The organism is Salinigranum rubrum, assembly GCF_002906575.1.
Lineage (GTDB): Archaea > Halobacteriota > Halobacteria > Halobacteriales > Haloferacaceae > Salinigranum > Salinigranum rubrum.
Genome location: NZ_CP026309.1, coordinates 1,227,782 through 1,252,889 on the forward strand (window position 1 = coordinate 1,227,782; position 25,108 = coordinate 1,252,889).

At 67.8% G+C, this 25,108-nt stretch carries 34 protein-coding genes, 1 tRNA gene and 2 pseudogenes; 12 read left to right on the plus strand and 25 right to left on the minus strand.

What is annotated here, in order from left to right; translation table 11 throughout:
* The first annotated feature begins 15 nt into the window (after positions 1-15).
* Entirely contained in the window at positions 16-354 is a 339-nt protein-coding gene (locus C2R22_RS05995) for a hypothetical protein (protein ID WP_103424957.1), read from the plus strand.
* The gene (locus tag C2R22_RS06000; RefSeq protein WP_162562401.1) at positions 351-1,148 is read left to right on the plus strand and encodes a hypothetical protein; all 798 of its coding nucleotides are present in this window, start codon (positions 351-353) and stop codon (positions 1,146-1,148) included. Before C2R22_RS05995 ends, C2R22_RS06000 begins: the two co-directional genes overlap by 4 nt.
* 21 nt (positions 1,149-1,169) lie before the next feature.
* On the opposite strand, the gene C2R22_RS06005 is transcribed toward C2R22_RS06000, so the two are convergent.
* From C2R22_RS06005 to C2R22_RS27385, 17 genes and pseudogenes are all read right to left on the minus strand, one after another.
* Positions 1,170-1,784 carry a hypothetical protein gene (locus tag C2R22_RS06005; protein ID WP_103424959.1) on the minus strand — a complete coding sequence of 205 codons (615 nt, stop codon included), beginning with the start codon at positions 1,782-1,784 and terminating at the stop codon, positions 1,170-1,172.
* The gene (locus C2R22_RS06010; protein WP_103424960.1) at positions 1,781-2,119 is read right to left on the minus strand and encodes a hypothetical protein; all 339 of its coding nucleotides are present in this window, start codon (positions 2,117-2,119) and stop codon (positions 1,781-1,783) included. The genes C2R22_RS06005 and C2R22_RS06010 overlap by 4 nt, the downstream gene beginning before the upstream one ends.
* A gap of 106 nt (positions 2,120-2,225) precedes the next feature.
* A complete protein-coding gene (locus C2R22_RS06015; RefSeq protein ID WP_103424961.1) occupies positions 2,226-3,323 on the minus strand; it encodes a hypothetical protein in 1,098 nt (365 codons plus the stop codon).
* Positions 3,320-3,679 carry a hypothetical protein gene (locus C2R22_RS06020; protein ID WP_103424962.1) on the minus strand — a complete coding sequence of 120 codons (360 nt, stop codon included), beginning with the start codon at positions 3,677-3,679 and terminating at the stop codon, positions 3,320-3,322. The genes C2R22_RS06015 and C2R22_RS06020 overlap by 4 nt, the downstream gene beginning before the upstream one ends.
* Positions 3,669-3,923: a hypothetical protein gene (locus C2R22_RS06025; RefSeq protein WP_103424963.1), complete on the minus strand. Its 255-nt coding sequence runs from the start codon at positions 3,921-3,923 to the stop codon at positions 3,669-3,671. The genes C2R22_RS06020 and C2R22_RS06025 overlap by 11 nt, the downstream gene beginning before the upstream one ends.
* 12 nt (positions 3,924-3,935) lie before the next feature.
* Positions 3,936-4,154, minus strand: coding sequence for a hypothetical protein (locus tag C2R22_RS06030; protein ID WP_103424964.1), 219 nt, complete (start codon positions 4,152-4,154; stop codon positions 3,936-3,938).
* The gene (locus C2R22_RS06035) at positions 4,151-4,681 is read right to left on the minus strand and encodes a C2H2-type zinc finger protein (protein WP_103424965.1); all 531 of its coding nucleotides are present in this window, start codon (positions 4,679-4,681) and stop codon (positions 4,151-4,153) included. Before C2R22_RS06035 ends, C2R22_RS06030 begins: the two co-directional genes overlap by 4 nt.
* A 3-nt stretch (positions 4,682-4,684) precedes the next feature.
* Complete coding sequence (locus C2R22_RS06040; RefSeq protein WP_103424966.1) at positions 4,685-4,912, minus strand: hypothetical protein; 228 nt, start codon at positions 4,910-4,912, stop codon at positions 4,685-4,687.
* Positions 4,913-4,914: 2 nt separating this feature from the next.
* Positions 4,915-5,178, minus strand: coding sequence for a hypothetical protein (locus tag C2R22_RS06045; protein ID WP_103424967.1), 264 nt, complete (start codon positions 5,176-5,178; stop codon positions 4,915-4,917).
* A gap of 395 nt (positions 5,179-5,573) precedes the next feature.
* Positions 5,574-6,254: a hypothetical protein gene (locus C2R22_RS06050; RefSeq protein WP_103424968.1), complete on the minus strand. Its 681-nt coding sequence runs from the start codon at positions 6,252-6,254 to the stop codon at positions 5,574-5,576.
* An 89-nt stretch (positions 6,255-6,343) separates the two neighbouring features.
* Positions 6,344-6,616, minus strand: a complete 273-nt coding sequence (locus C2R22_RS06055; protein WP_103424969.1) for a hypothetical protein — start codon at positions 6,614-6,616, stop codon at positions 6,344-6,346.
* Positions 6,613-10,194: a hypothetical protein gene (locus tag C2R22_RS06060; protein WP_216824801.1), complete on the minus strand. Its 3,582-nt coding sequence runs from the start codon at positions 10,192-10,194 to the stop codon at positions 6,613-6,615. The genes C2R22_RS06055 and C2R22_RS06060 overlap by 4 nt, the downstream gene beginning before the upstream one ends.
* Entirely contained in the window at positions 10,191-10,553 is a 363-nt protein-coding gene (locus C2R22_RS06065) for a hypothetical protein (RefSeq protein WP_103424970.1), read from the minus strand. Before C2R22_RS06065 ends, C2R22_RS06060 begins: the two co-directional genes overlap by 4 nt.
* Positions 10,550-10,768, minus strand: a complete 219-nt coding sequence (locus C2R22_RS06070) for a hypothetical protein (RefSeq protein WP_162562305.1) — start codon at positions 10,766-10,768, stop codon at positions 10,550-10,552. The genes C2R22_RS06065 and C2R22_RS06070 overlap by 4 nt, the downstream gene beginning before the upstream one ends.
* A gap of 123 nt (positions 10,769-10,891) precedes the next feature.
* Positions 10,892-10,964 (minus strand) — tRNA-Thr (locus tag C2R22_RS06075).
* A gap of 56 nt (positions 10,965-11,020) precedes the next feature.
* Positions 11,021-12,016: a class I SAM-dependent methyltransferase gene (locus tag C2R22_RS06080; protein ID WP_103424972.1), complete on the minus strand. Its 996-nt coding sequence runs from the start codon at positions 12,014-12,016 to the stop codon at positions 11,021-11,023.
* A gap of 86 nt (positions 12,017-12,102) precedes the next feature.
* A pseudogene (locus C2R22_RS27385) lies at positions 12,103-12,240 on the minus strand (hypothetical protein); the annotation flags it as partial.
* Positions 12,241-12,420: 180 nt separating this feature from the next.
* On the opposite strand from C2R22_RS27385, the gene C2R22_RS06085 reads away from it, so the two are divergent.
* Both C2R22_RS06085 and fdhF read left to right on the plus strand, forming a co-directional pair.
* Positions 12,421-13,125 (plus strand): TVP38/TMEM64 family protein, encoded by a 705-nt coding sequence (locus tag C2R22_RS06085; RefSeq protein ID WP_103424973.1) that lies wholly within the window; start codon positions 12,421-12,423, stop codon positions 13,123-13,125.
* Positions 13,126-13,224: 99 nt separating this feature from the next.
* Positions 13,225-15,291 carry a formate dehydrogenase subunit alpha gene (gene fdhF / locus C2R22_RS06090; RefSeq protein WP_103424974.1) on the plus strand — a complete coding sequence of 689 codons (2,067 nt, stop codon included), beginning with the start codon at positions 13,225-13,227 and terminating at the stop codon, positions 15,289-15,291.
* On the opposite strand, the gene C2R22_RS06095 is transcribed toward fdhF, so the two are convergent.
* Positions 15,288-15,728 (minus strand): pyridoxamine 5'-phosphate oxidase family protein, encoded by a 441-nt coding sequence (locus C2R22_RS06095; protein ID WP_103424975.1) that lies wholly within the window; start codon positions 15,726-15,728, stop codon positions 15,288-15,290. The two genes, fdhF and C2R22_RS06095, sit on opposite strands and share 4 nt — an antisense overlap.
* 27 nt (positions 15,729-15,755) lie before the next feature.
* On the minus strand, positions 15,756-16,301 hold the full coding sequence (locus tag C2R22_RS06100) for a universal stress protein (protein WP_103424976.1): 546 nt from the start codon (positions 16,299-16,301) through the stop codon (positions 15,756-15,758).
* 149 nt (positions 16,302-16,450) lie between these two features.
* Here C2R22_RS06100 and C2R22_RS06105 point away from each other — a divergent pair, with 149 nt between their 5' ends.
* Positions 16,451-16,882 (plus strand): universal stress protein, encoded by a 432-nt coding sequence (locus tag C2R22_RS06105; protein ID WP_103424977.1) that lies wholly within the window; start codon positions 16,451-16,453, stop codon positions 16,880-16,882.
* A gap of 6 nt (positions 16,883-16,888) precedes the next feature.
* Here C2R22_RS06105 and C2R22_RS06110 read toward each other — a convergent pair.
* The 6 genes and pseudogenes from C2R22_RS06110 to C2R22_RS06130 all read right to left on the minus strand — a co-directional run.
* Positions 16,889-17,263, minus strand: a pseudogene (locus C2R22_RS06110) (TrkA C-terminal domain-containing protein); the annotation flags it as partial.
* A 72-nt stretch (positions 17,264-17,335) separates the two neighbouring features.
* Entirely contained in the window at positions 17,336-18,118 is a 783-nt protein-coding gene (locus C2R22_RS06115) for a DUF7260 family protein (RefSeq protein WP_103424979.1), read from the minus strand.
* Positions 18,109-19,092, minus strand: a complete 984-nt coding sequence (locus tag C2R22_RS06120; protein WP_103424980.1) for a metallophosphoesterase family protein — start codon at positions 19,090-19,092, stop codon at positions 18,109-18,111. Before C2R22_RS06120 ends, C2R22_RS06115 begins: the two co-directional genes overlap by 10 nt.
* Positions 19,089-19,211 carry a hypothetical protein gene (locus tag C2R22_RS26860; RefSeq protein WP_281259262.1) on the minus strand — a complete coding sequence of 41 codons (123 nt, stop codon included), beginning with the start codon at positions 19,209-19,211 and terminating at the stop codon, positions 19,089-19,091. The genes C2R22_RS06120 and C2R22_RS26860 overlap by 4 nt, the downstream gene beginning before the upstream one ends.
* A gap of 115 nt (positions 19,212-19,326) precedes the next feature.
* A complete protein-coding gene (locus tag C2R22_RS06125) occupies positions 19,327-19,773 on the minus strand; it encodes a transporter (RefSeq protein WP_103424981.1) in 447 nt (148 codons plus the stop codon).
* Between the two features lie 60 nt (positions 19,774-19,833).
* Entirely contained in the window at positions 19,834-20,538 is a 705-nt protein-coding gene (locus C2R22_RS06130; protein ID WP_103424982.1) for a YqjF family protein, read from the minus strand.
* A gap of 255 nt (positions 20,539-20,793) precedes the next feature.
* On the opposite strand from C2R22_RS06130, the gene C2R22_RS06135 reads away from it, so the two are divergent.
* The 7 genes from C2R22_RS06135 (at position 20,794) to trxA (ending at position 25,072) form a co-directional block, all read left to right on the plus strand.
* Entirely contained in the window at positions 20,794-21,306 is a 513-nt protein-coding gene (locus C2R22_RS06135; protein ID WP_103424983.1) for a macro domain-containing protein, read from the plus strand.
* 32 nt (positions 21,307-21,338) lie between these two features.
* A complete protein-coding gene (locus C2R22_RS06140; protein WP_103424984.1) occupies positions 21,339-21,617 on the plus strand; it encodes a hypothetical protein in 279 nt (92 codons plus the stop codon).
* 77 nt (positions 21,618-21,694) lie between these two features.
* Positions 21,695-22,303, plus strand: coding sequence for a beta-class carbonic anhydrase (locus C2R22_RS06145; RefSeq protein WP_103424985.1), 609 nt, complete (start codon positions 21,695-21,697; stop codon positions 22,301-22,303).
* Between the two features lie 212 nt (positions 22,304-22,515).
* Positions 22,516-23,841 carry an oxidoreductase gene (locus C2R22_RS06150; RefSeq protein ID WP_103424986.1) on the plus strand — a complete coding sequence of 442 codons (1,326 nt, stop codon included), beginning with the start codon at positions 22,516-22,518 and terminating at the stop codon, positions 23,839-23,841.
* Positions 23,842-23,903: 62 nt separating this feature from the next.
* Positions 23,904-24,278, plus strand: a complete 375-nt coding sequence (locus C2R22_RS06155; RefSeq protein ID WP_103424987.1) for a winged helix-turn-helix domain-containing protein — start codon at positions 23,904-23,906, stop codon at positions 24,276-24,278.
* Positions 24,279-24,572, plus strand: coding sequence for a DUF7521 family protein (locus C2R22_RS06160; RefSeq protein ID WP_103424988.1), 294 nt, complete (start codon positions 24,279-24,281; stop codon positions 24,570-24,572). It begins immediately after the preceding gene.
* Positions 24,573-24,646: 74 nt separating this feature from the next.
* Entirely contained in the window at positions 24,647-25,072 is a 426-nt protein-coding gene (gene trxA, locus C2R22_RS06165) for a thioredoxin (RefSeq protein ID WP_103424989.1), read from the plus strand.
* Positions 25,073-25,108 lie beyond the last annotated feature (36 nt).

The window sequence follows — 25,108 nt, forward strand, 5'->3', positions numbered from 1 at the left end:
AAATATACCGTTCGCATGCCAGTCAGTTGGTTGTCAGATGTGGGGTTATTGGTAACCCTCATTGGGATGTTGTGGATGGGTAATATCACCCAACGCCGACAAGGCGTTCCGTTCATGCAGCCGGTCAATTCGGCTGCAAAACGGTTTGGGTTAGCAGTGTTGACCGCGGTTGCGGCATACACTATCTACATCAATGGAAGTGTGTTTAAGGACATCCCCGTTTTCCAGATTTTCTTTGACATTACTGGCCCCATATTTGAATTATTGACCTACGGATTCGGATTATTCTTTGGTGTTTTTGGTCTTGTAATGACTATCTGGGCGATCACTCAGATCCTCACGGAGTGGGCATGAACATCCTTCAGGTCGGATTCATCCTGGACTACGTCCCAGCCTGGCTGGGACCAACCCTGCTGTTGATCGGGGTTGGAACAGTGGTAATTGGGTTCATATGGATGTCCGTTAAATCAACAGAGCGCGACGACACCCGCACACCATCTACTCTTGAATATAAGACTGCATTCCTCATAACGGGTGCGGGAATCTTGATGCTTGGACTGCACACATACCTCAATCACACGTTCATATTCGTAACTGGCGCACTAATGGCTGGGCGCTGGATCGAAGGAATAGCAGCCACAAAATTTGTTGCAAAGATTTCTGCATTTTTCTCTGATTCGAGTGGGAACAATAATGCCGTGAAGTCATACATCAAGAAACGTGCTTATCGATTAGCAGGAGTATTGCTGTTTCTCATTCTCGCCGTATGGACCGCCATTTATGCAATAATTCTAGGCTTTGGAGAGGGCCAACCCGCTTTGCAACTGGCGCTCGTCTGGACAATAATCGTAGGCGCGCTCTCTCTGTTTGGATTGATGTGGAAACTGCGCGAGATCTATCTAATTCCTCTGGCTCGATTGAAAGGACTTGAACCCCAGCCTCTGCGTGTCTGGGTCCTGTTCGTAATGATGAACGCAATGGTTCTTGCCATCGTCGGCGCACAATTATACAATTTCCGAATACTCGGAGTTGAATCGACCATTCAAGGTGTTCAGCTTGGTTTCTCAGCGCTCGATATCATCGTTCCTGTGATTGGTAATATTGTCTATGCGATTGCGTTCGTTGTAGGAATCAAAAAGATGTATTAATAGGAGACGGCCTGTTCGCAATCATTGCTTGTTCTTTGCAGAACTTATCCACGCCTCTTTCATATTGCTGAGGACGTCGGCCGTCTGCGACTGCGGGTCGTCCAGGAGGCCGAGGTCCTTCAGCCACGCGCGCCGATCGCGAGAGAGCCGCGCCTGGCCCTTCGCGACGACCGTCTCCTTGTACGTGTGGTACTCTCGCCCTGACTCGCTGACCTTCGTCTCCCGGTCGACCATCGGATGCCCCGAATCCAGCGGGTCGGGCTTCTCGATCGACCAGTGCTCGGCGTGGACGTGCTTCCCGTACGAGACGGCGATGCGGAAGAGTTCGGCCGCGTCGCCCGTCGTCGGCTCGCCGTGGAGGCGCTTGTACTTCTCCAGGTAGTCGTCGAAGATGTCGTCGACGAGCGCCTGGACGTCCGCATCAAGGACGTTCTGATAGAACGCGTTGACCTTCTTCGCTGTCAGGCCGTGTGTGGTGGCGTTCTGGTTCTCTTCGTGTGAGGAGCCGTCCGCGTTGGTCCCGCGGTGGTGCTTGCACTTCCCGTCAGCGAAGTCCGTCCCACGACCCGCCGGAGCCCCGCAGGGGTCCCCCTCGCGGTTCGTCCCGCCGTAGTCACCACAGGTCTCGTTGCTCATGGATCAGGTGAGAGGGTCAGCACCCGGACGACGTCGCGGGCGGTCTGCAACTCCGCGTAGTCCTCGACGGGGTCGGGGACGTACACGAGCGGTTCGGCGTGGCGTGCCGCGCCGTACTCGGCAGCGTACAGCTGTGATTGGCCGACTGCCTCGGCGAGGTCGTCGGTGTCGTTCTCGACCTCGACTGCCCACGTTGCGGCGGGCCCGTGGGCGATGAAGTCCGGGATCCGCCCACTGGGCAGCTCGGGCTCGCGGAAGACGTTGTCGTCGCCGAACCGGTCGGAGAGGTCGCCGGCGACGATGGGCATGAACGCTGCTTCGGCGATTCGACTCATTGGGGCTGATGAGAGGCGTCGTGGGGGAGTGCCAGTCCGACTCGGTCGCCCGGTCGGCGGGACACTCCGTGCTGGCACTTCCGATACGGGTCGCCGTGGTGGTCGCTCATGGCGCGTCGTACGTCACGGGGTCGACCTGCTCGCCGTCGACGCTGACGGTTACGACGTCCGGATTCGAGACCGACAGCGCGGTGAGTTCCCCCACGAACAGGAACGCATCGGTCCCGCCCTGGACCTCGCCAGCGGCTCCCCTCCCGCCAGCTGTAATCTCGTCGGTGTCGTCGAACGTCCCGATGTCAGGATGGGGACGGAGCGTCGTTGAGACCTGCAGTTCGTACGTCGACGCGTTCTCCTCGGCGGTTCCCTCGATGACGATGCTGTGGCGCTCTGCTCCTGGGTATTCGGTGCCGAACTCTTCCTCCCCGTATCGTCTCCAGTCGGCGTACTGGTCAGCGTCTGCGTCCGAGTCTGACCCCGAGTCGCTCTGGGTCTGGATGGCCTGGTCCTTGTGGTGCTTGCAGCGCCCGGGATTCTGCGTCGCGTCGTCGTCTCTGCCCCAGCCGGCAGAGAGTCCACAGAGCTCGTCGTCGTCGTTGCGTCCGTTGCAGTTCTCACCTGGAGGCTGGGGTACCTCGGTCGTCCCCGTTGTGTCGTCATCGGAGTCGCCGGAGCCGTCGGATCCATCGGAGTCGTCTCCAGAGGCCTCGCGTTCAGGCGGCGGAGCCGTCCCGTCGAGCGTCTCGGGCATGAACGAGTCGACCAGGTCAAGCGGTGCGTTGCCCGGTCCGACGTCAGGCCACGTGAACACGACCCCCTGGCCGCGAAGCGAGTCCCCGGCAGGAGTCTCGTAAGTTCCGGCGTCCTCGTCGACGACGATGGCGCTGTGTGTCGCGTCTTGGTCGAACAGTCGGTACTCGAACGGGAGGTCGAACGTCTCGGGCATGGTGTCTGAATCCTGTAGGTCGGCGTACTGATCGGAGCGGTACGGCTCGCGGATGTCCCAGGCGACGACGGCACCGTCATCGACGACGATGGAGCCGATGGGGTCTCCCGGGGCGATCGCGTCGGAGTCGACGGCCTCCCGGAGCGTCGGCCACAGCGCCCACAGCGAACCGTCGGTACTGAGGTCCGAAACGTGGGCGACGGCGATGCCGAGGGAGCCGTCGCGCTCCCGGCCGACGAGGAGGTGCCGGTCGCGACTCATCGGCGGTCGTGGTAGTAATCGACTTCGCGGCGGATCTCTCGGTCGACGCGGAGGTGTGTCGTGAGTACGAGACTCCCGTCGTCGACGACGCGGAGTGTCAGCGCGTCGTTGGGGCGGATGTAGTACTGGCACCGGCGCCGGGTATCCGGCCGCAGTTTACTGTCGGTCTCCTCGATGAGACACGCCGTATGCAGCTCGTCCAGTGCTCGGTAGACCGTCGCTTGCGGCATGCCCTCGTCGATGAAGTCCTGTGCACACCCCGGCTCGTCGAGTGCGCGCCAGATTTCGAGGGCGATTCCATCCCCGAGCTCCAACGCATCGATGACGGCCTGGGGGTCGAGGTCGCTACGCGTCATCTATCGGGAGGTCCAGCGACGCGAACCAGTCGGCGTCAGGGAGTGATGCGACGTCCTCGTTGACGCCCGCGCTCTCGACGGCGTCCAACTGCATGGTCGCCGCGAACTCCTCGATCGACGGATAGACTACCGCCGTCGCGACGAGGCCGTCATCGCGGACCCAGACGACGACTTCGCGCTCGCCGTCGCGCCACTGGTATTCATCGCCCGGTGCTGGATCGCTGGGGTCAGGCGTATCACTCATGGTCGGGGGTGGTCAGACCTCGAACGCGTCGCGGTACTCCCGCGCCACGTCGTCGTGAGGATCGCGGATGATGCCGACGTGGTCGCAGCCTGTACAGCGGAAGACGGCGAAGTCGGCGTCGGGGGCGTCGAACACTCGCAGGAGCGTCCAGTCCCACGCCGGGCAGTGCCGACACGCCGGAAGCTCGCCGTAGCGACGATGGGTATCGGGGCCGACGGAGCGTCTGGTCATCCGTGGGCGTGGGCGCCGAACTGATGGACGAGCTGGTCGAACGGGACGGTCACGAGGAGGATGCCGAACGCGATTCCGACCAGCGCCATCCGGATCGTCGCACCGATGAGCCACTCGGGCTTGACCGGGCTCTTCCGCGGGATCGACGAGGCCGCGCCCGTCGCGAGGCCGATGAGGATGCGGACGGCGTTCTCCTCGAGGAGCGTGGGGTCGTGCGCGAGCGTGTGGCCGACGATGATGCCGACCATGAGTCCCGCCCACGCCTGCGGCGGGACGTCGTAGTCGCCGTCGTCGTCGGGGTCCCGCGGTGTGAGGCCGTTCAGCGCCGTCTTCAGTCGGCGAGCGAACCGTCGCGGCGACTGGCGTGTCCGACCGTGGATGTCGTGGCCCGTCCCCCCAGCGTGACCGCGAAGCGAGGGCAGCGTGTCGAACGTCTTCCCGCACTCCGCACAGCGATGACCCTCGTCAGCGTCTCCACCGTCGGCCCGTCGGCGTGACGGCTCGACTTCGTCGGTGCCGTCGAGCATCCGTCACGGAGCCTCCGTGGGCGACCACGCGCCGTCGACAGCTGTCGAGACGCTGAGCGCCGGGGCGGCGAACTCCGACGCGGGGGCCGTCAGCGAACAGTCCGCACAGTGCATCCGGCGCTCCGGGGCGGGTTCGTCTGCGTCCCGGGAGAGGACGCACATGCGACACTCGTTTCTGTTCCCGCATCCGGGACAGCGGAACCGGTCGGAGTGGATTCGTGGTCGTGGCATGGTTACTCCTCGTCGGTGTTGTCGAAATCTCGACTTTCGAGCGGATGTTCCGGGAGTTCGACGTCGATACCTTCCTTCGCGGCGATCTCTTTGGTCAGATTGTAGTTGACGACCACCGCGGACCACACCTCTTGATGTTCTTCGCGCCGTTCATCGCGTGATTCGCGGATTTCTCGGGTGACGGTTCGGACGCCCCACCCGCCGACGGCGAGAACGAGCGTGACCGAGGCACCGATGAGTGCCGCGACGATAGTGGGTGATACCATTCGAAAGAAGCCGCTGCCCACGATTTGAACAGTGGGACTGGAGTCCAACGCTTACCGGTTGTCCCGGCAGTCCTAGTCTTTCTCCAGCGCAACCAGCCAGCGGCAAGGCGGGCCGATGATACGCGAGTACGCTCTCTTGAGCGAGGGAACAGAAGCGTGAGTAGTGGGCCGATACCAACCTACCCGAGATGTCCGTCGGTCTGACGATGCCCGCTCGTGCGACGATACAACCCTCACTCGTGCCTTTCCAGGCCACGTCATCGGTCATCGGGGCTGCGGTTGCGTCGGGTCTCGTGCGAGCCTGTAGTGCAGACGGCCACGCTTCGACGACGGGAGCACGCGATCCAGGCGAATATCCGGAGTCGAGTCAGGCCGGTGACCTCCTACAGGATTGCCTACCCGTACAGCGCCGTACCGATCACGAGTTCCCAGTCACGCCCGTGGTCGCGAAGCGCGTCTCGCAACTGCGGCCACGAGGGCGGGCTGTTCAGCGTTCCCTCGGCAGCGAGCGTCCGCAGACAGCCGAGCAGCGAGACGATAGTCTGCTCGAGGTCGACCGCTTCGAGGATCTCGTCGCGATTCTTGGGATCGGTGTTCCCACACTCACACCCCCACCGGAGCGCGGCCGGGACGGCGACGACCTGCCGGCGGTCGACCGAGTCGTCGTCGACGACGGCCCGCTTCAGGTCACGGAGGCCCTTCTCCATGTGCTCGGTCGGGTACTGGTAGCCGATGAGGCAGTCCTTCTTGACGTCCTCGTCGCCGCGTCCACGTGGGCCCTCGACCTTCAGTTCGGTTCCCCACGGCGGTTTTTCCACCGTCTTCACGACGCGGAAGCAGGTGGCACAGAGGGTGTGGTCGCTCTCGATGGCGTTCAGTGCCTTCCGGCCCTTGTATCGACGGAAACACTCGAACGAACAGAACGAGTCCCGGATCGCGGTCTCCTCGTCCGTCTCCTCGTCGCAGAATCCACACGTGATGGTGTCACTGGACTCCGACCGCCGCTCTCGCAGGGCCAGCAGATCCGCGGTCGATGCAGCTGTCGGTGTATCATCGGAATCGCTTGCAAGAGACATAGTCGGAGCTGTGAACCCACGCCGCTGCCAACGACGCAGGCGGAACGGCAGGCAGAGGCCGCTGGGTCGGCGTGCCGGTTGCCGAAACGTCAGCGCTGGCGAGAGTTAGAAGTGTGGGAATGCGCCAGGCTGGCGACTATCTGTCTGAGGTCCCCGGATTCGCGGAGGAGAACCACATACCCCCGTTCTTCGAGGCGACTGAGCGCCCGATCGAGGGTGCGCTCGGCGACGTCGACGCGGTCGTCCTGGAGGAGCGCCTGCCGGGTGACCGGTTCGCGCTCGGCGATGACGTGGTAGACCCAGCGGTCGCTGTTGGTGAGCTCCGGATCGGCGTCCGGATGCTCGGCCGACACCGGGATCATCCCCCTGCAGCGTCCTCGGATTCGGTCTGCGATGGGGGCCAGATGGTGGGCGGTCGGTCCTCGTCAGCAGCAGTGGCGGTTGTGGGCTCTCGTGTCGGGAGTGGTGGGTCCGAAATCGCCAACGACCACGTATAGGACTCCAATACGTGAGCGTTGGCGGTCTCCAGGTCGACGACACCACTGTTCGGCAGGCCGCTGTCGGCGTACAGCGTCGCCCCGTGACTCCCCACGCCCTCGAATGCCTGGACCGCGCCCAGCTCCTCTAGGCGACGCAGCGTCCGCCGGGCGTGCTCTTTCGAACAGCCGACCTCGTCGGCGAGCTCCCGTGTCGACGGCCGGGCACCCGCGGCCCGCAGCGCCTCGACGATGGCGCGCTGCGTGTCGGTGAACGTCCACTGAACGCCGTCGACCTGGACGTCGGCGAAGTCCGTGGGCATCGCGTCCGTCCGGACGAACACCGTGGCGTGGCTCTCGGGGTCGTCGGGGTTCCGCGCGTACCGGCCGGCAGCCTGGGCGGTGTGGTTCTCGCGAACGCTCGCGAGGATCGCCGCGGCGGTGTCGGCATCGGGGCCGACGAACCCCCGGCCGTGGGCCCGCTCGGCCTCACCGTCGACGTCGATCGTCTCGGGCTCGGCCTCGAGGTCCAGTTCCGCTAGCAGGTCGACGACGTAGTCGTCGCCGGGGTCGATGCACCCCTCGATGAGACCGACCGCCTCGTTGGCGAAGTCGTTCCGGGACTTCTCCTCGCCGTAGTGCATGGTCGCCGGGTGACGGACCCCGGCCTCGTCGAGGATCGTCGCGAACTGTTCCTCGACAGCGCTGGTGGTGATGCCGGTCTGGAAGTCCTCGCCGTACGTCTCTCGGAGGTGCTCGACGAGCGTCCGCACCTGGTCGGGCTTGAAGTACTCGCCGCTCGCGAGCGGCCGGGTCGCGTCGCCGACCTGGACGACACGGAGCCCGCGCTCGTACCGCCGCCACAGCTGACGTGCCTCGGGGTCGAGCACTTCGGTGGTGTCGATGTAGGGAACGGTGTTGACCGCCCAGACGGGCTGTGCGGGGTGGGCGTCCAAGCCGATCACGCTGCGGGCCTGGCTCATATCCGGTGCCGTCCGCACCGTCCGGATGGCGTTCTCGGTGTCGAGGGTGACGGTCACCCACTCACGATTCCAGGCGTCGTCGTCCGCGACGCCGGCGTCGAGCCGCGGGGGTTCATGGGGTGTTTTCCCGACGCGTCGTCCGTTGCCTCTCTCCTCGGCGTGGAAGATGGCTCTCGCGAGCGCTGGCGCCAGGGTATGTGCGTCGGGGTGCTCGAAGTACCACTCGCGGTCGGGCTGGAACTCCAGACAGCGCTGCAGTTGCTCCCGTTCGGCCGCGGCGTCGTCGCCCCAGCCGTCGTACAGCGACAGCTGGACGAACGACTCCCAGGTGGTCACGGGGGCGTCGGCCGCCTTGAGGAAGGCAGTGACGGCGCGCTCGATGCGCTCCTTCTCGAGGTCCGCGGTGAAATCGGGCTCCTCGTCGATCACGAGGTTCGTCCGCATCCGTAGCGAGGGGACGTGGGCGAACGGGTGCGTTGCGATGACCAGCGCGAGATTCCCGTTCTCACGCTTCGACCGGAGACGGTCCCACTGTGCGATCGCCGGGCAGACTCCGGAGTCTCCGTCGTCGAAGTCACCGGCGTCCTCGTCGTACGTGGTGGACGTCGACCGACAGCAGGGCAGTTCCGCACCCTGGTCGTTGTGCTCTTCGAGGAACCGGTGCGCAGCCGAGAAGGCGATGCCGCGGCCCTCACACATCTGCTGGAGCCAGCGACTCGCGGGCGTGCCGCGCATGGTGATCGCGATTCGCTCGTCGGCTGCCTCAGCCACGTGCTGGGGGTCGTGATCACCGGCCGCGACCGGGCACGCTTCGTGCCTGGACTGCAGCGCGAAGTAGTTGACCCCGGCCTCGTCGGCGGCTTCGATGGCCTCGTCGCGAGCGTCCCGAGTCGCTGAAAGGTGCACGACCGGCTGCTCGCCGGTCACGGTCTCGTACTGGGGGCTATCCCAGGCGGTCGTCGCGATGGTGTGGGACTTCCCGAGCGATGTGGGCGCGTCGACGACGGTCTCGTCCTCGTGTCGCATCGCGTTTGAGATCGTCGCGAACAGTTTCTCCCGGGCTTCACGGGTAGTCGGCCACTCCAGCCCACGCTTCTTCGCCGCGCGTCGGCGTTCGGCGTGCGGGAGGGCATCCAAGTGCTCCAGCGGGAGCGTGCTGGTGGGCTGGCCGTCGACGTCGTCGTCCTCCAGGAAGGCGGCGTCGAGAAGCGGGTGGGTGTCGTCGTCGCGGTTCTCGCCATCCTCGTCTCGCGCGCCGGATTCGTACTGCGGGACATCGAACCCGAGTTCGCGAAGGCGCTCGATGCCGCGCCACCACAGCTGACCGCGGGCGGCGCGTGGGGACGCGCTTCGGTGGGACATCTCGCCGGCGTCGATGAGGGCCATGACGACCGGACCGCCGTAGCCCCCCTCGTCGCCGGTGTCCTGCCAGATACGGTCGTCGACGATGTTCGCCGTCCCGCGGGCGTTGGGCCCCCAGGTCGGCGCGAACGCACGGTAGCCGTCGCTCGTCGAGGCGCTGTCGTTCCAGGCGGCGACGATGGTCCGCTCGGCGACGTCGCGCGCGTCGAGCCGGTCGAGCGCAGCGAAGATGTCTCGGATGTCGTCGGTGGTCTCCGTCGACGTCGACGCGCTCGGCTCGTACTCGGCGAGGTCGTAGTCGGACCGGTCGGTCGAGACGTCTTCGCGAGCTCGCTCACGACTGGCGGTCGCGACCTCGTCGTTCGCCTCCAGGAGCACGTCGAGGACGTCGGCGGACCACTCGCGAACCTCGGTCGGTGTCTCGGGGACGTGGTCGCCGGTCATGACGCACACGCGCTTCCCCGGGTACATCTCGATAGAGGGGGGTTCCTCGTTCGCGCCCCACGGCTCGGTATCCAGCTGCCAGCTGGCCTGCTTCACGCCCTCGGGGAGCGCCCCGCGGTAGATGGCGTGGACGCCGGCCCCTGACTGGGAGATGTCGGTGTAGGTCAGTCCCAAGTGTTCGAGGATGGCGACAAAGGCCGGATGGACGTCTCCGGTCTCGGGGTCGCGGACGTCGTCGCCGTCCACGTACGCGAACGGGTCGTCGGGTTGCTGGAGGAACGCCCGCCCGTCGAGACGGGGGTCGACCTCGGCCATCGCGACGGTCTCGCCGTCGACGTAGTTCTCGGTCAGTCCCCACTTCCAGCGGGCGTCCTCGTCGGTGTCCGCGTCGGGGTGGTCGCGGTCGCCCCACGGTGCAAACGGCTTCTTCTCGACGTGGCCCATCCACTGTTCGCGTTCGAGCAGTTCAGCCGGCCAGACGCCTGGATTCGGTGTCGTGAAGTCGGCGTCCGCGAACTGCGTGAACTGTGGGGTGCTATACGAAACCGCTGTCTCCTGAGTGTCGTCGTCGGCATCGCCCTCGAGGAGGGTGGTGTCGCAGTTCTCACAGACCCAGATCCCTCCGACGGCGACCTCGCCGGGCCCGCCGCAGCGGAAGCATTCGCGACGGGTCACTGTGCATCACCTGCCCAGTCCGACAGCGCCACCTGTGGGACGTCGAGGTCAGCGCCGTCGGCGGTCTCGAAGACGCGGATGACGCTCTTCGGGAGCCACGCCTCGCCGGCGCTGGTCGCGACGAGCAGGGCCTTCTCGGTTTCGTACCCGACCCGCCCGGCGACGACGTTGTGACTCCGGCCGGCCGTCTCGATGTCCTTCTCGTCGAGGATCCAGTCGGGACACCAAGCGACCACGGTGGCGCTGTCGCCACCGCAGGCGCCGAGTTCGCGAGCGATGACGTCCGGGTCGTCGCCCTTCAGTGACCCGTCGCTCGCGAGGTCCGCATATCCGCGGACGACCGTGACGTGGTCGCTCACTGCGACCACCCCCACTCGTCGAGCGTCGTCTGGCCCTCGCGCTCGGGACGCTCAGGGTCCGACGTCGGGATGGGGACGTTTTCGGTGCGCTCCTCTCCGAGGGGCGTGTCGTCGACGACGTCGACCGTCTCGCCGTCACCCTGCCAGTGCGGGGCCTCACCGATGCTCTGGTAGGTGCCGTCCAGCGCTGGCCCGCGGTATGAGCGCTGGCTCACGCTGGGCACCTCCTGTGGAGTGGTCCCGTGTCTGGTCTGTTACAAAAGCCACCACGAGCTGCTCCCAGTGCAGAGCCGTCACTGGGTTGGCTTATCTCGTGGGATTGTAAGGAATTTGATCGAAGCCGGTGGAGGGATTTGAACCCTCGGCCTATTCCTTACGAAGGAATCGCTCTGCCAGCTGAGCTACACCGGCACGCCGTCGTGCACCTCTTCTTACCTGCAAGAGGAAAATAAGGCTTCCGAATCGACCTACTCCCTGCGAACGAGACGCACGTCCAGACAGACGTTCACCTCGTGGGGCGCGTACGACCGGACGACGCGTTCGGTCTCCACGCTGACCTCGTACCCCGCCGGTTCCGCCGCGGACCGAATCGCTTCCAGCCCCGGCCCGAACGGGTCGTCCTCGTGTTGGATGTCGTAGTAGTGGAGGACACAGTCCTCGCCGGCCAGCGCGACAGCGGTTTCGAGAAAGTCGCCGGCGGAGTGCGGGAGGTTCATCACGATTCGCGTCGCCCACCCCTCGTACTCGGACGCGACGTCGCGGACGTCGCCTTCGACGGCCGTCACCCGGTCTTCGACGCCGTTGCGCCGGGCGTTCTCGCGAAGGTACGCGACGGCGTCGGGGTTGAGGTCGACGCCGACCACCTCGGCTCCCCGGGCGGCCATCGGCACCACGAACGGGCCGACGCCGGCGAACATGTCGACGACGCGTTCGCCCTCCTCTACCTGGGAGGCGACGCGGTGGCGCTCGGTGGCGAGTCGGGGCGAGAAGTACACCGTCGCGATGTCGAGCGCGAACGCGTGGCCGTACTCGCGGTGGACGGTCTCGGTCGCCTCTCCCACCAGCACGTCCCAGTCGCGCACCCGGAGTTCGCCCTTGACCTTCGACGCGCGGTTCACCACCGTCTCGACGGGCAGGTCCGACTCGACGAGGGCGTCCGCGCTCTCCCGCGCCCGCCCGCCGTCGTCCTCGTCGAGGATCGCGATGCCGCCCAGCCGCTCGTAGCTCGGTTCGAAGCCGAGGAGGTCGGCGGGCGTCACCTGCGCGTCGCGCTCGGGGGCGTCCCTGTCGACCACCTCGGCGTCGACGTGTTCAGCGGCAGCCGTCGGATCGGTGACGGGAATGTAGATGGAGCCGTCCTCGACGGTGATCTCGTGGTCGTTGTCCAGGAGGCCCGCCGCGGCGAGGTCGCGCCGGGTCGCCTCGCCGGCCTCTCGGGGGACGCACACGCAGGGGACGCTCATCGTCTCGGAGGAGACGAGCGGTGCGAGTAAGCCTGACGCTTCGCGACGCGTGACGGCTCCACGGGGGTGCGAGCGGAGGGGACGACTCAGACGACGAGCGCGGGACGCGTCTCACGACGGGGTCCCGTTCCCGCCTCGGCCGCCTCGACCCACTCGGCCACCGTTCGTTCCACGCCGCCTTCGACACAGGGCGCGACCCAATCGAGTCGCCCGTCGCGCCTGACTGCGAGCGCGGTCCTCCCCCGCGCCCGTTCGGAGCGTGCGGTACCACAGTTCGACCCCGGGACGAGTGTGTGTCGACATTACCCTCACCGCCGAATAATGGTCGGCTGGTTGAAAAGACGTGGCACGCGGTTCCCACGGCACGGGAATCGGTTTTTGTCGGTCGGCGACGTGTCCCACATGTGAACCGTCCATCGAACGTGTTCGTCTCCGCCCGGAGTCGACGTCGCGTCGTCGTCGCTCTCGTCGGCTACGCGCTCCTCGCCGTCTTCGCCACCTTCGGGCTCCCTCGGCTGTTCCCCGCGCTGACCGACCCCGTCGCGGTTCGGACGACGATCCGGTCGACGGGCGCGCTCGCGCCGGTCGTCTTCCTCGCCGTCCAGGCGCTGCAGGTGCTCGTTGCCCCGATTCCGGGCCAGGTTCTCGGTTTCGTCGCCGGCTACCTCTTCGGCGTCGTCTGGGGGACCGCTCTCAGCGTCGCGGGGGCGACCATCGGGGGCTACGTCGCCTTCTGGCTCGCCCGCCGGTACGGTCGACCGGTCGTCGAGCGTCTCGTCGAGGACGAGGCCATCGACCTGTTCGACTCCTTTTCGTCTCGCCACGGCAACGTCGTCCTCTTCTTGATCTTCCTCGTGCCGGGGCTCCCGGACGACGCCATCTGCTTCCTCGCGGGCGTCGGCGACATCGACACTCGCTCGTTCCTCCTCGCGTCGGTCGTCGGCCGCCTGCCCGGCTACTTCCTCGTCGCGCTCGCGGGCGCACGACTCGCGGAGGCCCGCACCGCCGAGACGACCGCCCTCCTCGTCGTGCTCGCGGCCGTCTCCGCCGTCGGCTACGTCCTCCGGAAACGGGTCGCCCGGTGGCTCGGCGGCGAGAACGAGCCGTGAGCGGACGGATGCCGTCCGCACTCGCCCGAACGGCTATACCGCCTGCCGGCGAGTAGCCGATATGGTAGCACTATCGACACGTTCGGGCGGTGAGACCCGATGAGCGACAGCGAGGGCGGGGGCCGGAAGTTCTCGGCGGCCGAGAGCATCTGCCCGTTCTGCGGTGTCGGGTGCGGTATCCAGTACAACGGCGCGGGGAAGGCGGCCGGATGGAAGGGGCCGGTCAACACGAAGGGGGAGATCTGTCCGAAGGGCGCGGCCGCGTGGGACGTCGTCGACCACCCCGACCGCCTGACGGTCCCGCTCGTCCGCGAGGGACGGGCGCTCGTGACGGCGCCGTGGGAGGAGGCGCTCGACCGGGTCGTCGAGGGGTTCACCCGCGTCCGAGACGAGCACGGCCCCGACGCGCTCGCCTTCTTCTCCTCGTCGAACTGCACGAACGAGGAGAACTACGTCCTCCAGAAACTCGCCCGCGCGCTGGGGACGAACAACGTCGACAACTGCGCGCGACTGTGTCACTCCTCGACCGTCGCGGCGATGCAGGACAGACTCGGTGCGGGCGCGATGACGAACTCCCTCGATGACCTCGGCGAAGCGGACGTCTTCTTCGTCATCGGGGCGAACCCCGCGGACCAACACCCCATCATCTTCCGGTCGTACCTCCTCCCCGCGCTCAAGGCGGGGACGAAACTCGTCCACGTCGACCCGCGGGCGAGCGCGACCACGAAGGCCGCGGACATCCACCTCCCGGTCAGACCGGGGTACGACATCCCGCTTTTGAACGCGCTCGCGGCGGTCGTCGTCGAGGAGGGCCTGGTGGACGAGGCGTTCGTCGCCGACCGGACGGAGGGGTTCGACGCCTACCGCGAGTTCCTCGCGGCGGTCGACGTCGACGCGGCCGCCGAGCAGGCCGGCGTCGACCCCGCCGACCTGCGCGAGGTCGCCCGACTGTACGGCGAGGCCGACCGCGTGGCCGCCTTCACGGGCATGGGCATGAGCCAGCACCACTACGGGACGGAGAACGTCCACGCGCTCATCAACCTCGCGCTGCTCACGGGCAACGTCGGCCGGCGCGGCACCGGCGTCAACCCGCTCCGCGGGCAGAACAACGTCCAGGGCGCGGGCGACGTGGGGGCCCTCCCGAACGTCCTTCCGGGCTATCAGTCCGTCACCGACGACGAGGCCCGCGCTCACGTTGCAGGGGTGTGGGGATTCGAGCCCCCGGCGATTCCGGGCCGGACCGAGGTCGAACTGACCCACGCCGCCGGCGACACCGTCCACGCCGCCTACGTCTTCGGGGAGAACCCCGCGGTCACCGAGCCCAATCAGGGACGGGTTCGTGAGTCGCTCGAACGGCTCGACTGTCTCGTCGTCCACGACGGCTTCCTCACCGAGACGGCCGAGTTCGCCGACGTCGTCCTCCCCGGGTGTCTCTGGGCCGAGAAGAGCGGCACCGTAACGAACACCGACCGACAAGTGATGCGGATGCGGGCGAACGCCGACCCGCCGGGAGAGGCGAGAACGGACCTCGACGTCCTCTGTACGCTCGCCGACCGACTCACGGACGTCGACTTCTCGTACGACGGGCCCGAGTCCGTCTTCGACGAACTCACGCGGGCCGCGCCCATCTACGACGGGATGTCGTACGACGGAATCGGAACGGGCAGCCAGCGGTGGCCGTTCCAGCGCGAGGAGGGGAAGGGAACCGCCGTCCTCCACCGCGACCGGTTCGAGTCGGGGTCGAAGACGGCCCCGTTCCGGGTCGTCGAGCACGTCGACCCCGCCGACAGCGTGGAGGGGGACGCGCTCGTGCTCACTACCGGTCGGGTCATCCAGCATTTCAACAGCGGGGCGCTCACCCGTCGGTCGGGGACGTTGATGCGGATGCGGGGCGAGGACGTGCTCCAGGTCCACCCCGACGACGCCGACGAGCGCGGCATCGAGGACGGCGCGCGGGTCGTCGTCGAGAACGACCGCGGACGGGTCGAGGTGGCCGCCGAGGTGACGCCGGCCATCCGGCGCGGGACGGTGTTCATGACGTTCCACTACGCCGACCCGCTCGCGAACCGACTGACCGGTGACGCGCTCGATCCGGTCGCGAAGATTCCCGAGTTCAAACACAGCGCCGTTCACGTGCGGGTCTCCGCCGCGTCCGATTCGGTCTAGTCGAACCGCGGCGTCCGGCGGCCCGTCACCGACTCCACGTCGAGTTCGAAGAGCCGCACGTCGGTGTCGCCGATGTCCTCGTCGAAGACCCGCGCGGGGCCGAACCGTTCGTTGATGGCCGCCTCGTCGTACTGTGCGGGGTCGTCGACGGGCGCGACCGGTCCGCGGGCCATGACGCTCCACGAGTCGCCGTTCGTCGCCTCGTAGAGGACGAAACACGCCTCCGTGGTGGCGTCGAGGAACGCCAGTTTCTCGCTGTCGTCGTCGTCGGTCAGCCGGAAGAGGAGGACGCCGTCCTCGTACTTGCAGTGGACCGGAACGCCGTACGCCCGGCTCCCGTCGGCGAGCGACAACACCCCCGTCTCGGCGTCGGAGAGGTGTCGCTCGACGTCCTCCTCGTTCATCCCCACCGTGTACACGTACTCGATGTGTTCCACTGTCCTCTCGATTCTGTCCCCGAGCGGTTAACGGTACTCCCCCGTCCCGTCGTTCGCGCCAGCCCCGACGTTCGAACCGACCTCGTCGTTCGCGCCAGCCCCGTCGCTCACACCCGCTCCGTCCTCGTCGTCCATCTCGTCCCCCTCTTCGACCGTGAGCGGCGTCGTCAGCACCGGAACCGGTGAGGTCCGGACGACGCGTTCGGTGACACTCCCGAGGTGTCGGATGCGGTCGAGGCCGCGCCGGCCGTGAGTCCCCATGACGATCAGGTCGCTCCCGTAGGCGTCGACGGCCGCGACGATCTCCTCGTGTGGTCGTCCGCGCCGCAGGTGTGGCTCCACGCCGACTCCCGCCCGCTCACACGCCTCGACGACCGCTTCGAGCGCCGCCTCGGCCTCGTCCTCCCTCGTTTCGACCACGACGTTGTACTCGCTGGTGGCGGGGAACGTCTCGTCGACGACGGACAGCGCGTCCACGTGGGCGTCGAACCGCGTCGCCAGGCCGAGCGCCCGGTCGACGACGCGGTCGGTCCCGCGGCTTCCATCGGTCGGGACGAGCAGGCGGGCGTACATGGTGCGACTAGTTCGCACACCACTCGTATAGTTCTCCCGCTGCCCCCCTTTCGACGCGCCCTGCTCCCTCGACGCGCCCTGCTCCCTCGACGCGCCCGGCCCCTCGACGCGGCACAACCGTTAGGCCCGCTCGCGTCCTGACGGGGGGTGTGTACGACATCGTCCTCCTCGCGACCGACGGGAGCACGCCGGCCCGCGAGGCGCTCGACCGGGCAGTGGCGCTCGCGCGTGCGGAAGCGGCGACGCTCCACGTGCTCTCTGTCGTCGACGCGGGCGACCTCGGCCTCTTTTCGAGCGCGGACCTCGCCGCCGTCGACGGGGTACTCCGGGATGCTGCCGAGGACGCCGTGGCCGACGCGGCCCAGCACGCGGCGGAGGCGGGCGTCGACGCCGTCCGCGCGGTCCGCGTCGGCGTCCCTCACCACGAAACCGTCGGCTACGCCGCCGACGTGGACGCGGACCTCGTGGTCGTCGGTAGCCACGGGCGTCGGGGGCTCTCGCGGGCACTCCTCGGCAGCGTCGCCGCCCGGGTGGTCCGCGGGTCGCCGGTCCCCGTGCTGGTCGTTCCCCCCCGTCCGTGACCGCTATCACCGCAGGAGGTTCAACACCTCGTCGACCACGTCCGGTTCGACGGCGACGACGTACTGTTTGTCGGGTTCGAGCGTCGTCTCCGGTCGGGCGATGCGCTCGCCGTTATCGTCCGAGACGACGAGCGTCCCGGCGGGGAACCGGACCTCCTTCAGCGTCCGCCCGGCCGCCGGCGCGCCCTCCCGGACGCGGCTCTGCACGATGTCGAGCGTCCCCGTGACGTCGGCGAGCGTCCGGACGTCGCTGCCGAGTCTCTCGTTGGCCGCGACGCGTGCGCCGGCGCGCTCGGGAAAGAGCACCCTGTCGACGAACCGGGTGTACGACCGGCCCGCCGCCCGGTCGATGCGACAGACGGTCCGGACGCCCGGTGCGAGTTAATGTGTAGATGTATTGCGCCGCTGACTGTTCAGTCCTCGTCCGCGACCGTCTCCGGCGTTCATCCCCCGTCAGCGCGCCCCGCCGCCGACCGCCCGCACGACCGCACGGCGCGCCGCCGAGAGGTCCTCCCCGACCGACGCGATGGCCGCGAGGCCCGGCCGACAGCCGTACAGGTATCCGGTGACGTCGTCGTCGACGACGGCGAACGACCGACGGTGTCGAGCGAGCGTCTCCTGGCGGTCGCGGGCACCCTCGTCGAGGGCGGCGGCGAGGTCGTCGAGGCGGTCCCACGCGGTCAACGCGGCCCCGAGTGGCGCGTCGGCGCCCCTCGACGTCGACTCCCACGTGCGGGTACGGCGACCCTCCGAACGAACGCGCCGGCAGACCGCCTCGACCGCGTCCAGCGACGCGCGCTCGCGGTCGAGCAGGGCGACGAACGACTCGCGGGCGTCGACGGCGATATCGACCCGGTCGAGCAGCCCTCGCCGGGTCGCGGGCGTCAGCGTCCCCCGACAGACGACCGCCGCGAGGTCCGGCCCGAGTTCGGCCGCGACGTGATCCGAGAGCGACTCGTCCGTCCCCCCTCCGGCCGCCATCACGTGCCGCCGGTAGCTTCGACGGAGCGACGTCCCGGTGACCCCACGGGCCGACGTCTCGACGCCGGGGACCCCGCGCGCGGCGGTCGGCCCCGCGCCGACGCCGAACGTACTCGTCCCCGTCATCGAAGCCCCGCCCCCGGCGTCGGCGCGGGTGACCGCCGTCCGGAACCGTTCGAACGCGTCGCGCTCGGCGACGCACTCACGTCGTTCGGCTTCGACGACCTCCCGCGCCTCGGTGAGGGTCAGCGCCATCGGAGCGCTCCGGGGACGTCCGCCCCGACGACGTCGACGCGCTCGTCGACCTGCGGGAGGACCGTGAACAGTCCGTCGTCGGCGTGGGCAGCGATCCCCTGGCCGTGGGCGTTGCCGGCGTCGGCGCGGATGTACGCCTCCGTCATTCCCTGCCCTCCCGCGAGCGGAACGAGGCGCACCGTCGTCCCCTGCGGCCCCGATTCGAGGAGCAGTCCGGACGGAGGGAACGAACAGGTCGACGGCGCGACGAGTTCGCGGACCCCGTCGCGTGCGGTCGTCGAGGGGAGATGGATGTGACCCGAGAGCGTCAGCACGTCGCCGCGGTCAGTGAGGGCCTCGCGGAGAGGGGCGTGGTTCCGGAGTCGGTAGAAGTCGCCGTCGGGGAAGGAACCGACGTGGTCGCGGGGGTGAAAGAGCATGTGGTGCATCGCCACGACGGGATGGTCGGCCTCGTCGACCCGTCGGCGGAGCCAGTCGAGCGTCGCGGCGCTCACCTCCCCCTCGTGCGTCTCGGTGAGGCGGCCGCCGGCGCTCGCCGTGTCGAGACAGAGGAGGTCGAGGCCGCCGACCGTCACGTGGAACGGGTACTGGCCGAACCCGTAGCGCTCGCCGAACGCCGCCGCGCTCGGGGCGACGTAGTCGTCCCATCTCTTCGGCACGTCGTGGTTGCCCGGGACGGCGACGAACGGAACCGAAAGCTCGGAGAGCACGGCGTCGGCCGCCGCGTACTCGCGCTCGTGGCCGTCGCGGGTCAGGTCGCCCACGAACACGCATGCGTCGACCGCGAGGTCATTGGCGACGTCGACGGCGGTTCGGAGGCGGGTCTCGGACCGGTGGAACACCTTCCACGTTCCCGACGCCGTCGGCGACACGTGTGCGTCGGCGGCGACGAACAGCCGCGTCGGCGTGTCCGGGCGCGGGGATGCCAACCGCGCGAACACCGGACCGACGGCGGAACCGGCGGCCGTCCTCATCGGTTGATGGTCTCCGTGTACGTCCCGAGCGGCGTCGAGCGGTGCAGCCGGATGCCTCCCGTCTCGGCACAGAGGTCGATGCGGAGGTGGGGCCCTTCTCGCTCGTCGTCACCGGTCATCGCCCGACACTCCTCCCGTTCCCCACGTAAAAGTATCGGATATATTATATATTGTGGTACGTATCTGGATAGGCGGGTCGGGACACTATATAGAAGAGCGGCTGTCGGCGAGCGATCAGGCGACGAGAGCGCCCGCGGTCAGGAACAGGAGCACGCCGACGGCGGCGGCGCCGCGGAAGAACCCGAGGGCGTTCGCGGCCGGTTCGCGGACCTTCCGCTGACTGACGCCGTCGCGGAGGCGGCTGCTCCCGACTTCGACCAGCGCCGTGAGCACGAGCCAGAGGAGGAGCATCGCCACGACGAGATTGCCGTTCGTGGTCCCGGTGAGTCGCGCGACGGTGTATCTGGTCCCGGTGAGGTGTCCGCCGGTGAGGAACATCACCAGGGCAGCGAGCCGCGACCCGCGCGTTAACGAGCGGCCTATCGATTCCAGCGGACCGGCGTTCAACTCCCCGGCCCGGGCGGCGGGGAGGACGACACCGGCGAAGAAGACGACGCTTCCGACCCAGAGCGCTCCGACGAGGAGGTGAACCGTCGCGAGCGCCGTATCGACGAGAGCCATACCGCGAGCCACGGTGTCGCCCGTCTTGAGCGTACTCGTCTCGGTCCGGTCCGAGGCCGCTCACTCCTCCGCCGTGGCGAGCGACCCTGCGGTCACGTCGAGCGGTTCGGCGACGTGGACGAGCGGTTCCCCGGTCGGCGACTCGAACCCCGCCGCGCGGAACAGCGACTCCTCGTGGACAGTCGCGTCGGCGGGCACGAGTCGCCACGGCTCGTGCGCGATGTCGTCGCGGTAGAGGCGGGTGCTGCGGGTGCTGCAGGTACCGCGGGCGTAAAACCGGTCGTTCTCGGTGAGAAAGGCGGGGAGCGACCCCGGTTCGGGGACGAACGAGTCGTCGTCGCGCCCATAGAGGCGTTCAGGCGTGCGCGGGGCTCGCCCGGGTGGTCGCGTTCGCTCCGCAGTCTGAGGCGGTCGTCCTCGCGGCCGACGGCCATCCGCGCGCGGTAGTACGGGAGCGCGTACAGCGGACCGTGCCGCCGAGACCGACAGGCGGTCGTCCGCGTCGAGACTGAAGAAGTAGACGCCCGACTCCTCGCCCCGCGTGACGTAGGTCCGGAGGTTGACTTCGGGAAACGTCCGTCCGACGCGCGAGCCACGCGGCCGGATGTCCTCCATCACGAACGCGACGACGCCGAGCCACGCCCGCTCGTCGTACGTGGCGACACCGACGCCCGCCGGCAGGTGAGCGTCCACGACGGCCGGGTCGGCGGGCCAGTGTGCGAACCGCCCGTCGCGCACCCGCACCGAGAGCAGGTGCGTGCGCATATCGGTCGCAAGCACCGGACGTACTTCTGGATTCCTCGACGGACGCGAACACAAGAGATATAGTCCGTTTCGAGAGACGGTGTGACGGGGACGGCGCGGCGTCGTGCCGATCCGTGCACGCCATACCCACTCCTGCACGGGCCCGTCCCCTTCTCACGAAACTCGCCCGTCGAGCGGTGGCTCGGCCGTACGCTGCGACGGTCGGCGGGTCGGCCACGCGCTGGATTCTTCGGACCCGCGACCGAACCTCGACGTATGCAGTTCACTGTCGTCCAGGGAGACATCGCCGCACAGTCCGCCGACGCGCTCGTCAACGCGGCCGGCACCAGCCTCCAGATGGGGTCGGGCGTCGCCGGCGCGCTCCGCCGGGCGGGGGGTCGTGAACTCAACGAGGCGGCCGTCGCGAAGGGACCGGTCGACCTCGGTGCGGTGGCCGTCACCGACGCGTACGACCTCGACGCCGACTACGTCGTCCACGCGGCCGCGATGCCACACTACGGCGACGGACAGGCGACGGCCGAGAGTATCCGCGATGCGACGCGGAACGCGCTCGCCGCCGCCGACGAGCGCGGCTGTGAATCGCTCGTCGTCCCCGCGCTCGGCTGTGGGGTCGCGGGCTTCGACCTCAGGGAGGGCGCCCGCATCATCTGCGAGGTCGTCGACGCCTCCGACCCGAACTCGCTCTCGGACGTGCGGGTCATCGCCTACAGCGACGAGGAGTACGAGACCATCGAGGAGGTCGCCCGGGCGGTTCGGGACCGGGAGTAGCCTTTTACCTCGTCGGTCCTCCGAGCCAGTCGATGGACGTGCCCGAGGACGCGCCCGCCGTCTGTCCCGTCTGTGCGACCGACTACGACTCGGTCTCGCAGCACGACGCGGGCCTCATGGTGAACCTCCTCGACAACGCTCGCTACCGGCGCGTCTGCTTCGACCCCGTCTCCGCCGACGGGACCGCGTCCGTCCGCTTTTATCACCACACCCACGAACAGGTCGGCGCCGGCCAGGCGAGACCGGCCGACGACGCCGCTGTCACCTCGAAACGCGCCTCGGACGGCGTGTCGGACGAAAAGCGGCAATAGTTTCTCAAATCTCGGTTCCTCGGCCCGTGTTTCCCGTACACGAACGCTGTGGTGTGTTGCGTGCTACCGTCCGAACGATGCTCAACGAATCCGATCACGACCACGACCACGTACACGAGCACGTCGACGAGCGGGTCGACGACCGCGACGACTGGGCGCGCCGCCGTCGCAAGGGCATTCCGACCGACGAGAACCTCCTCGTCGTCGCCTGCATGGACGAGCGCATCCCCGTCGAATCCGCGCTGGGGCTCGAACTCGGGGACGCACAGATATACCGTAACGCCGGCGGGAAGGTGACCGACGACGTCATCCGCAGCGCCGCGCTGACGACGAACTTCTTCGAGACGGAGGAGATCATCGTCGTCAACCACACCGACTGCGGGATGATGAGCGCGAGCGACGAGGACGTCGTTGCCGGCCTCGAAGCGCAGGCGGGCGACCTCGACGACGTGGACCTCGACCCCTCCCTCCCCGAGTTGAACATCGGCGACGCCGGGGTCGACGAGTGGGTTCGCATGACAGACGACATCGACGAAGCCTGTGCCGCGCAGGTCGCGTATCTGGAGGACCACGACCTCGTCCCGGACGACGTCACGGTCACGGGCTACGTGTACGAGGTCGAGTCCGGCGAACTCCGCCGACCGGGCGAGCGTATCGCCGAGGAGATCAGCGAGCGACGGGTGTAGCGCCCCAGTGCTCGCGGTGTCCCCTGCGAGCAGCCGAGAGTTCTTATCCGGGGACGCGGCCACCCCGTCGCGTGACCTGACGAGGGTCGTGGGACGGTTCGCGACGCGGCGGCACCCCGTCTCACGAGCGAGTCGTGCCGTCCGTTCGCTCTTTCGACTCCGAGGACCAGAACGGCCCCCGAGGTTTTGCCGTTCGGGCACGTCCCGCTAGCATGGTCCGACTGGAGGACCCGCTCGACATCGGCGGCCTCACCGTCCCGAACCGCCTCTACCGCGCTCCGCTCCTAGAGTGTGCGGGAAACGGGGCCGGGGCCGTCGACGCGCTCGTCTCACACCTCGAACCCGCGGCGGCCGCGGGCGCGGGCCTGCTCTGTCAGGGTGCAACTATCGTCCGCGGGCCGGGCGGCTGTGCCGCCCCCAACATGACGTACGTCGACGATCCGGACTTCGTCTCGCGGCTCTCGGAACTCACGGAGACCGTCCACGACCACGGGTCGACCATCGCTATTCAACTGGAACACGGCGGCCTCCGGAGCATGGAGACGTGGCACGCCGGGTACCGTGCCGAACATCCCGACTACCAGCAGTTGGCCGTCTCCCCGCTTCCGCCCCTGCTCAGCCTCGCCGACCGGCTCGGCATCCTTTCGTACGACCCGGTCGTCATGTCTACGGAGGAGGTGTACGACCTCGCCGCGGACTTCGGCCGAGCAGCCGGCTACGCTGTCGACGCCGGGTACGACGCCGTCCACGTCGCCGGCGCGAACATGGGCATCGTCCACCAGTTCCTCTCGCCCTTCTACAACCGCCGCAAGGACGAGTTCGCCGACGGCGTGCGGTTCCTCGAAGTCGTTCACGACGAGATTCGTGACCGCGCCGGCGACGTCCCGCTCCTGACCAAGGTGCCCGCGGAGACGGAGGCACCGCCGGGCGTCCCCCGTCTCACTAGCCGGGAAACGGTTCACGTCTGCCGCCGGCTCGCCGACTACGGTTACGACGCGCTCGTCCCCGTCACCGGCTCCGTGTTCTGGGACGCGAGCATCGTTCGAGGGGCGTTCCCCGAACAGGCCTGGCGCGACGACCGATTCCACGACGGCTACGTCGAGGCGTTCGGCGGGCGGCTTCGGGCGGCGCTCGTCGTCCTCGGGAACTGGCTGGAGTCGTTCGTCTACGACTTCGAGCCCGCCTGGAACGCGGGCATCTGCCGTGCCGTGCGTCGCACGGTCGACGTGCCGGTCCTCGCGGAGGGAGGCATCCGGACGCGCGGGGAGATAGACCGTCTGCTCGGCCACTCGTGTGACATGGTCGGGATGGGCCGCCCGTTCTACGCCGAGCCGCGCCTCCCCGCGCGACTCCTCGGCTCGACGCCCGAGACGAGCGTCGTCTGTGCGAGCTGTAACAACTGTACCGTCCCGCAGGTGACCGGTGTCGGCGGGGTGTGTCGGACGCCCGACGTTCTCCGGAAGGCCGGTCGGCTGCGACGGGACGGCGCGTACGAGCGGCCGGATGAGTGCGAGGGATCGCCGCCGAGCCGAGAGTGAGGGCCGCCACGTCGGGCGGAAATCCCCGAAGGTTATTACCGCCCGACACAGACCGCAGGGTAATGGCTCGCAACCGCTCGGAGGAGGAACCAGACGAGTTGCAGTCCGTCCTCGACGCGCTCGACGACGCGGACGCGAGAGCCATCGTTCGCGGGCTCGAACAGCCGATGACCGCGAGCGAGATCTCCGAGCGCTGTGACATCCCACTCTCGACGACGTACCGGAAGCTCGACCTCCTGACGGACGCGTCACTCCTCAAGGAGGGGACGGCCATCCGGGCCGACGGGCACCACGCGACCACGTACGAGGTTTCGTTCGAGGCCGTCCGCGTCCTGCTCACCGAGGGCAGGGAGTTCGAGGTCGAGATCGAAGGCGGCGAACAGGGTCCAGACGAGCGCCTCGCAGACATCTGGTCGAAGGTCCGGAGGGAAACGTAAATGGTTCACACGACAGCCTCACAGACGGTCGTATCGCTCATCATCGCGGTGAAAACCGGCATTCTCGTCCTGGGTGGGCTCATCACCTACTTCAGCCTCAAGGCCTACCGCCGGACGGGCGACCGCTCGCTCCGCGCCCTGGGTGTCGGGTTCGGTATCATCACGTTCGGCGCTCTCGTCGCGGGCATCCTCGACGCCATTCTGGGTGTTTCGTTCGCCGTCGGCGTCCTCGTCGACGCGGCCCTGACGCTACTCGGATTCGCCGTCATCACCTACTCGCTGTACTCCGACTGACTCTCCGGGGCCGCCGCGAGAGTGTTGTTCCGAACGCGCAAAACCGTTAAGCTCCCTCCCCGAGTAGGGCTGGTATGTCCGATTCGGAGGAACTGGCCGACATCAGACGACGGAAGCGGGAGGAACTCGAACGCCGGCTTCAGGACGGCGAATCCGAGTCGAGCGAGTCGCCGGAGGCGCCGTCGACACCACAGCACATCGAGAGCGCGAACCATCTCGACGAGTTCGTCGCCTCGAACCGAGTCGTTCTCGTCGACTTCTACGCCGACTGGTGTGGCCCGTGCAAGATGCTCGAACCGACCGTCGAGAGGGTCGCCCGCGAGACGCCCGCTGCGGTCGCGAAGGTCGACATCGACAGCCTCCAGGGGCTCGCCTCGCAGTACCAGGTCCGCGGCGTCCCGACCCTCCTGTTGTTCTCGGGTGGCGCGCCCGTCGAGCGCGTCGTCGGCGTCCGCGACTACGGGACGCTCGCCTCGCTCGTCTCGGAGTACGCCGCCTGAGGGCTTCGACCCGTCGCCTGTGACTCCCGGCCGTGA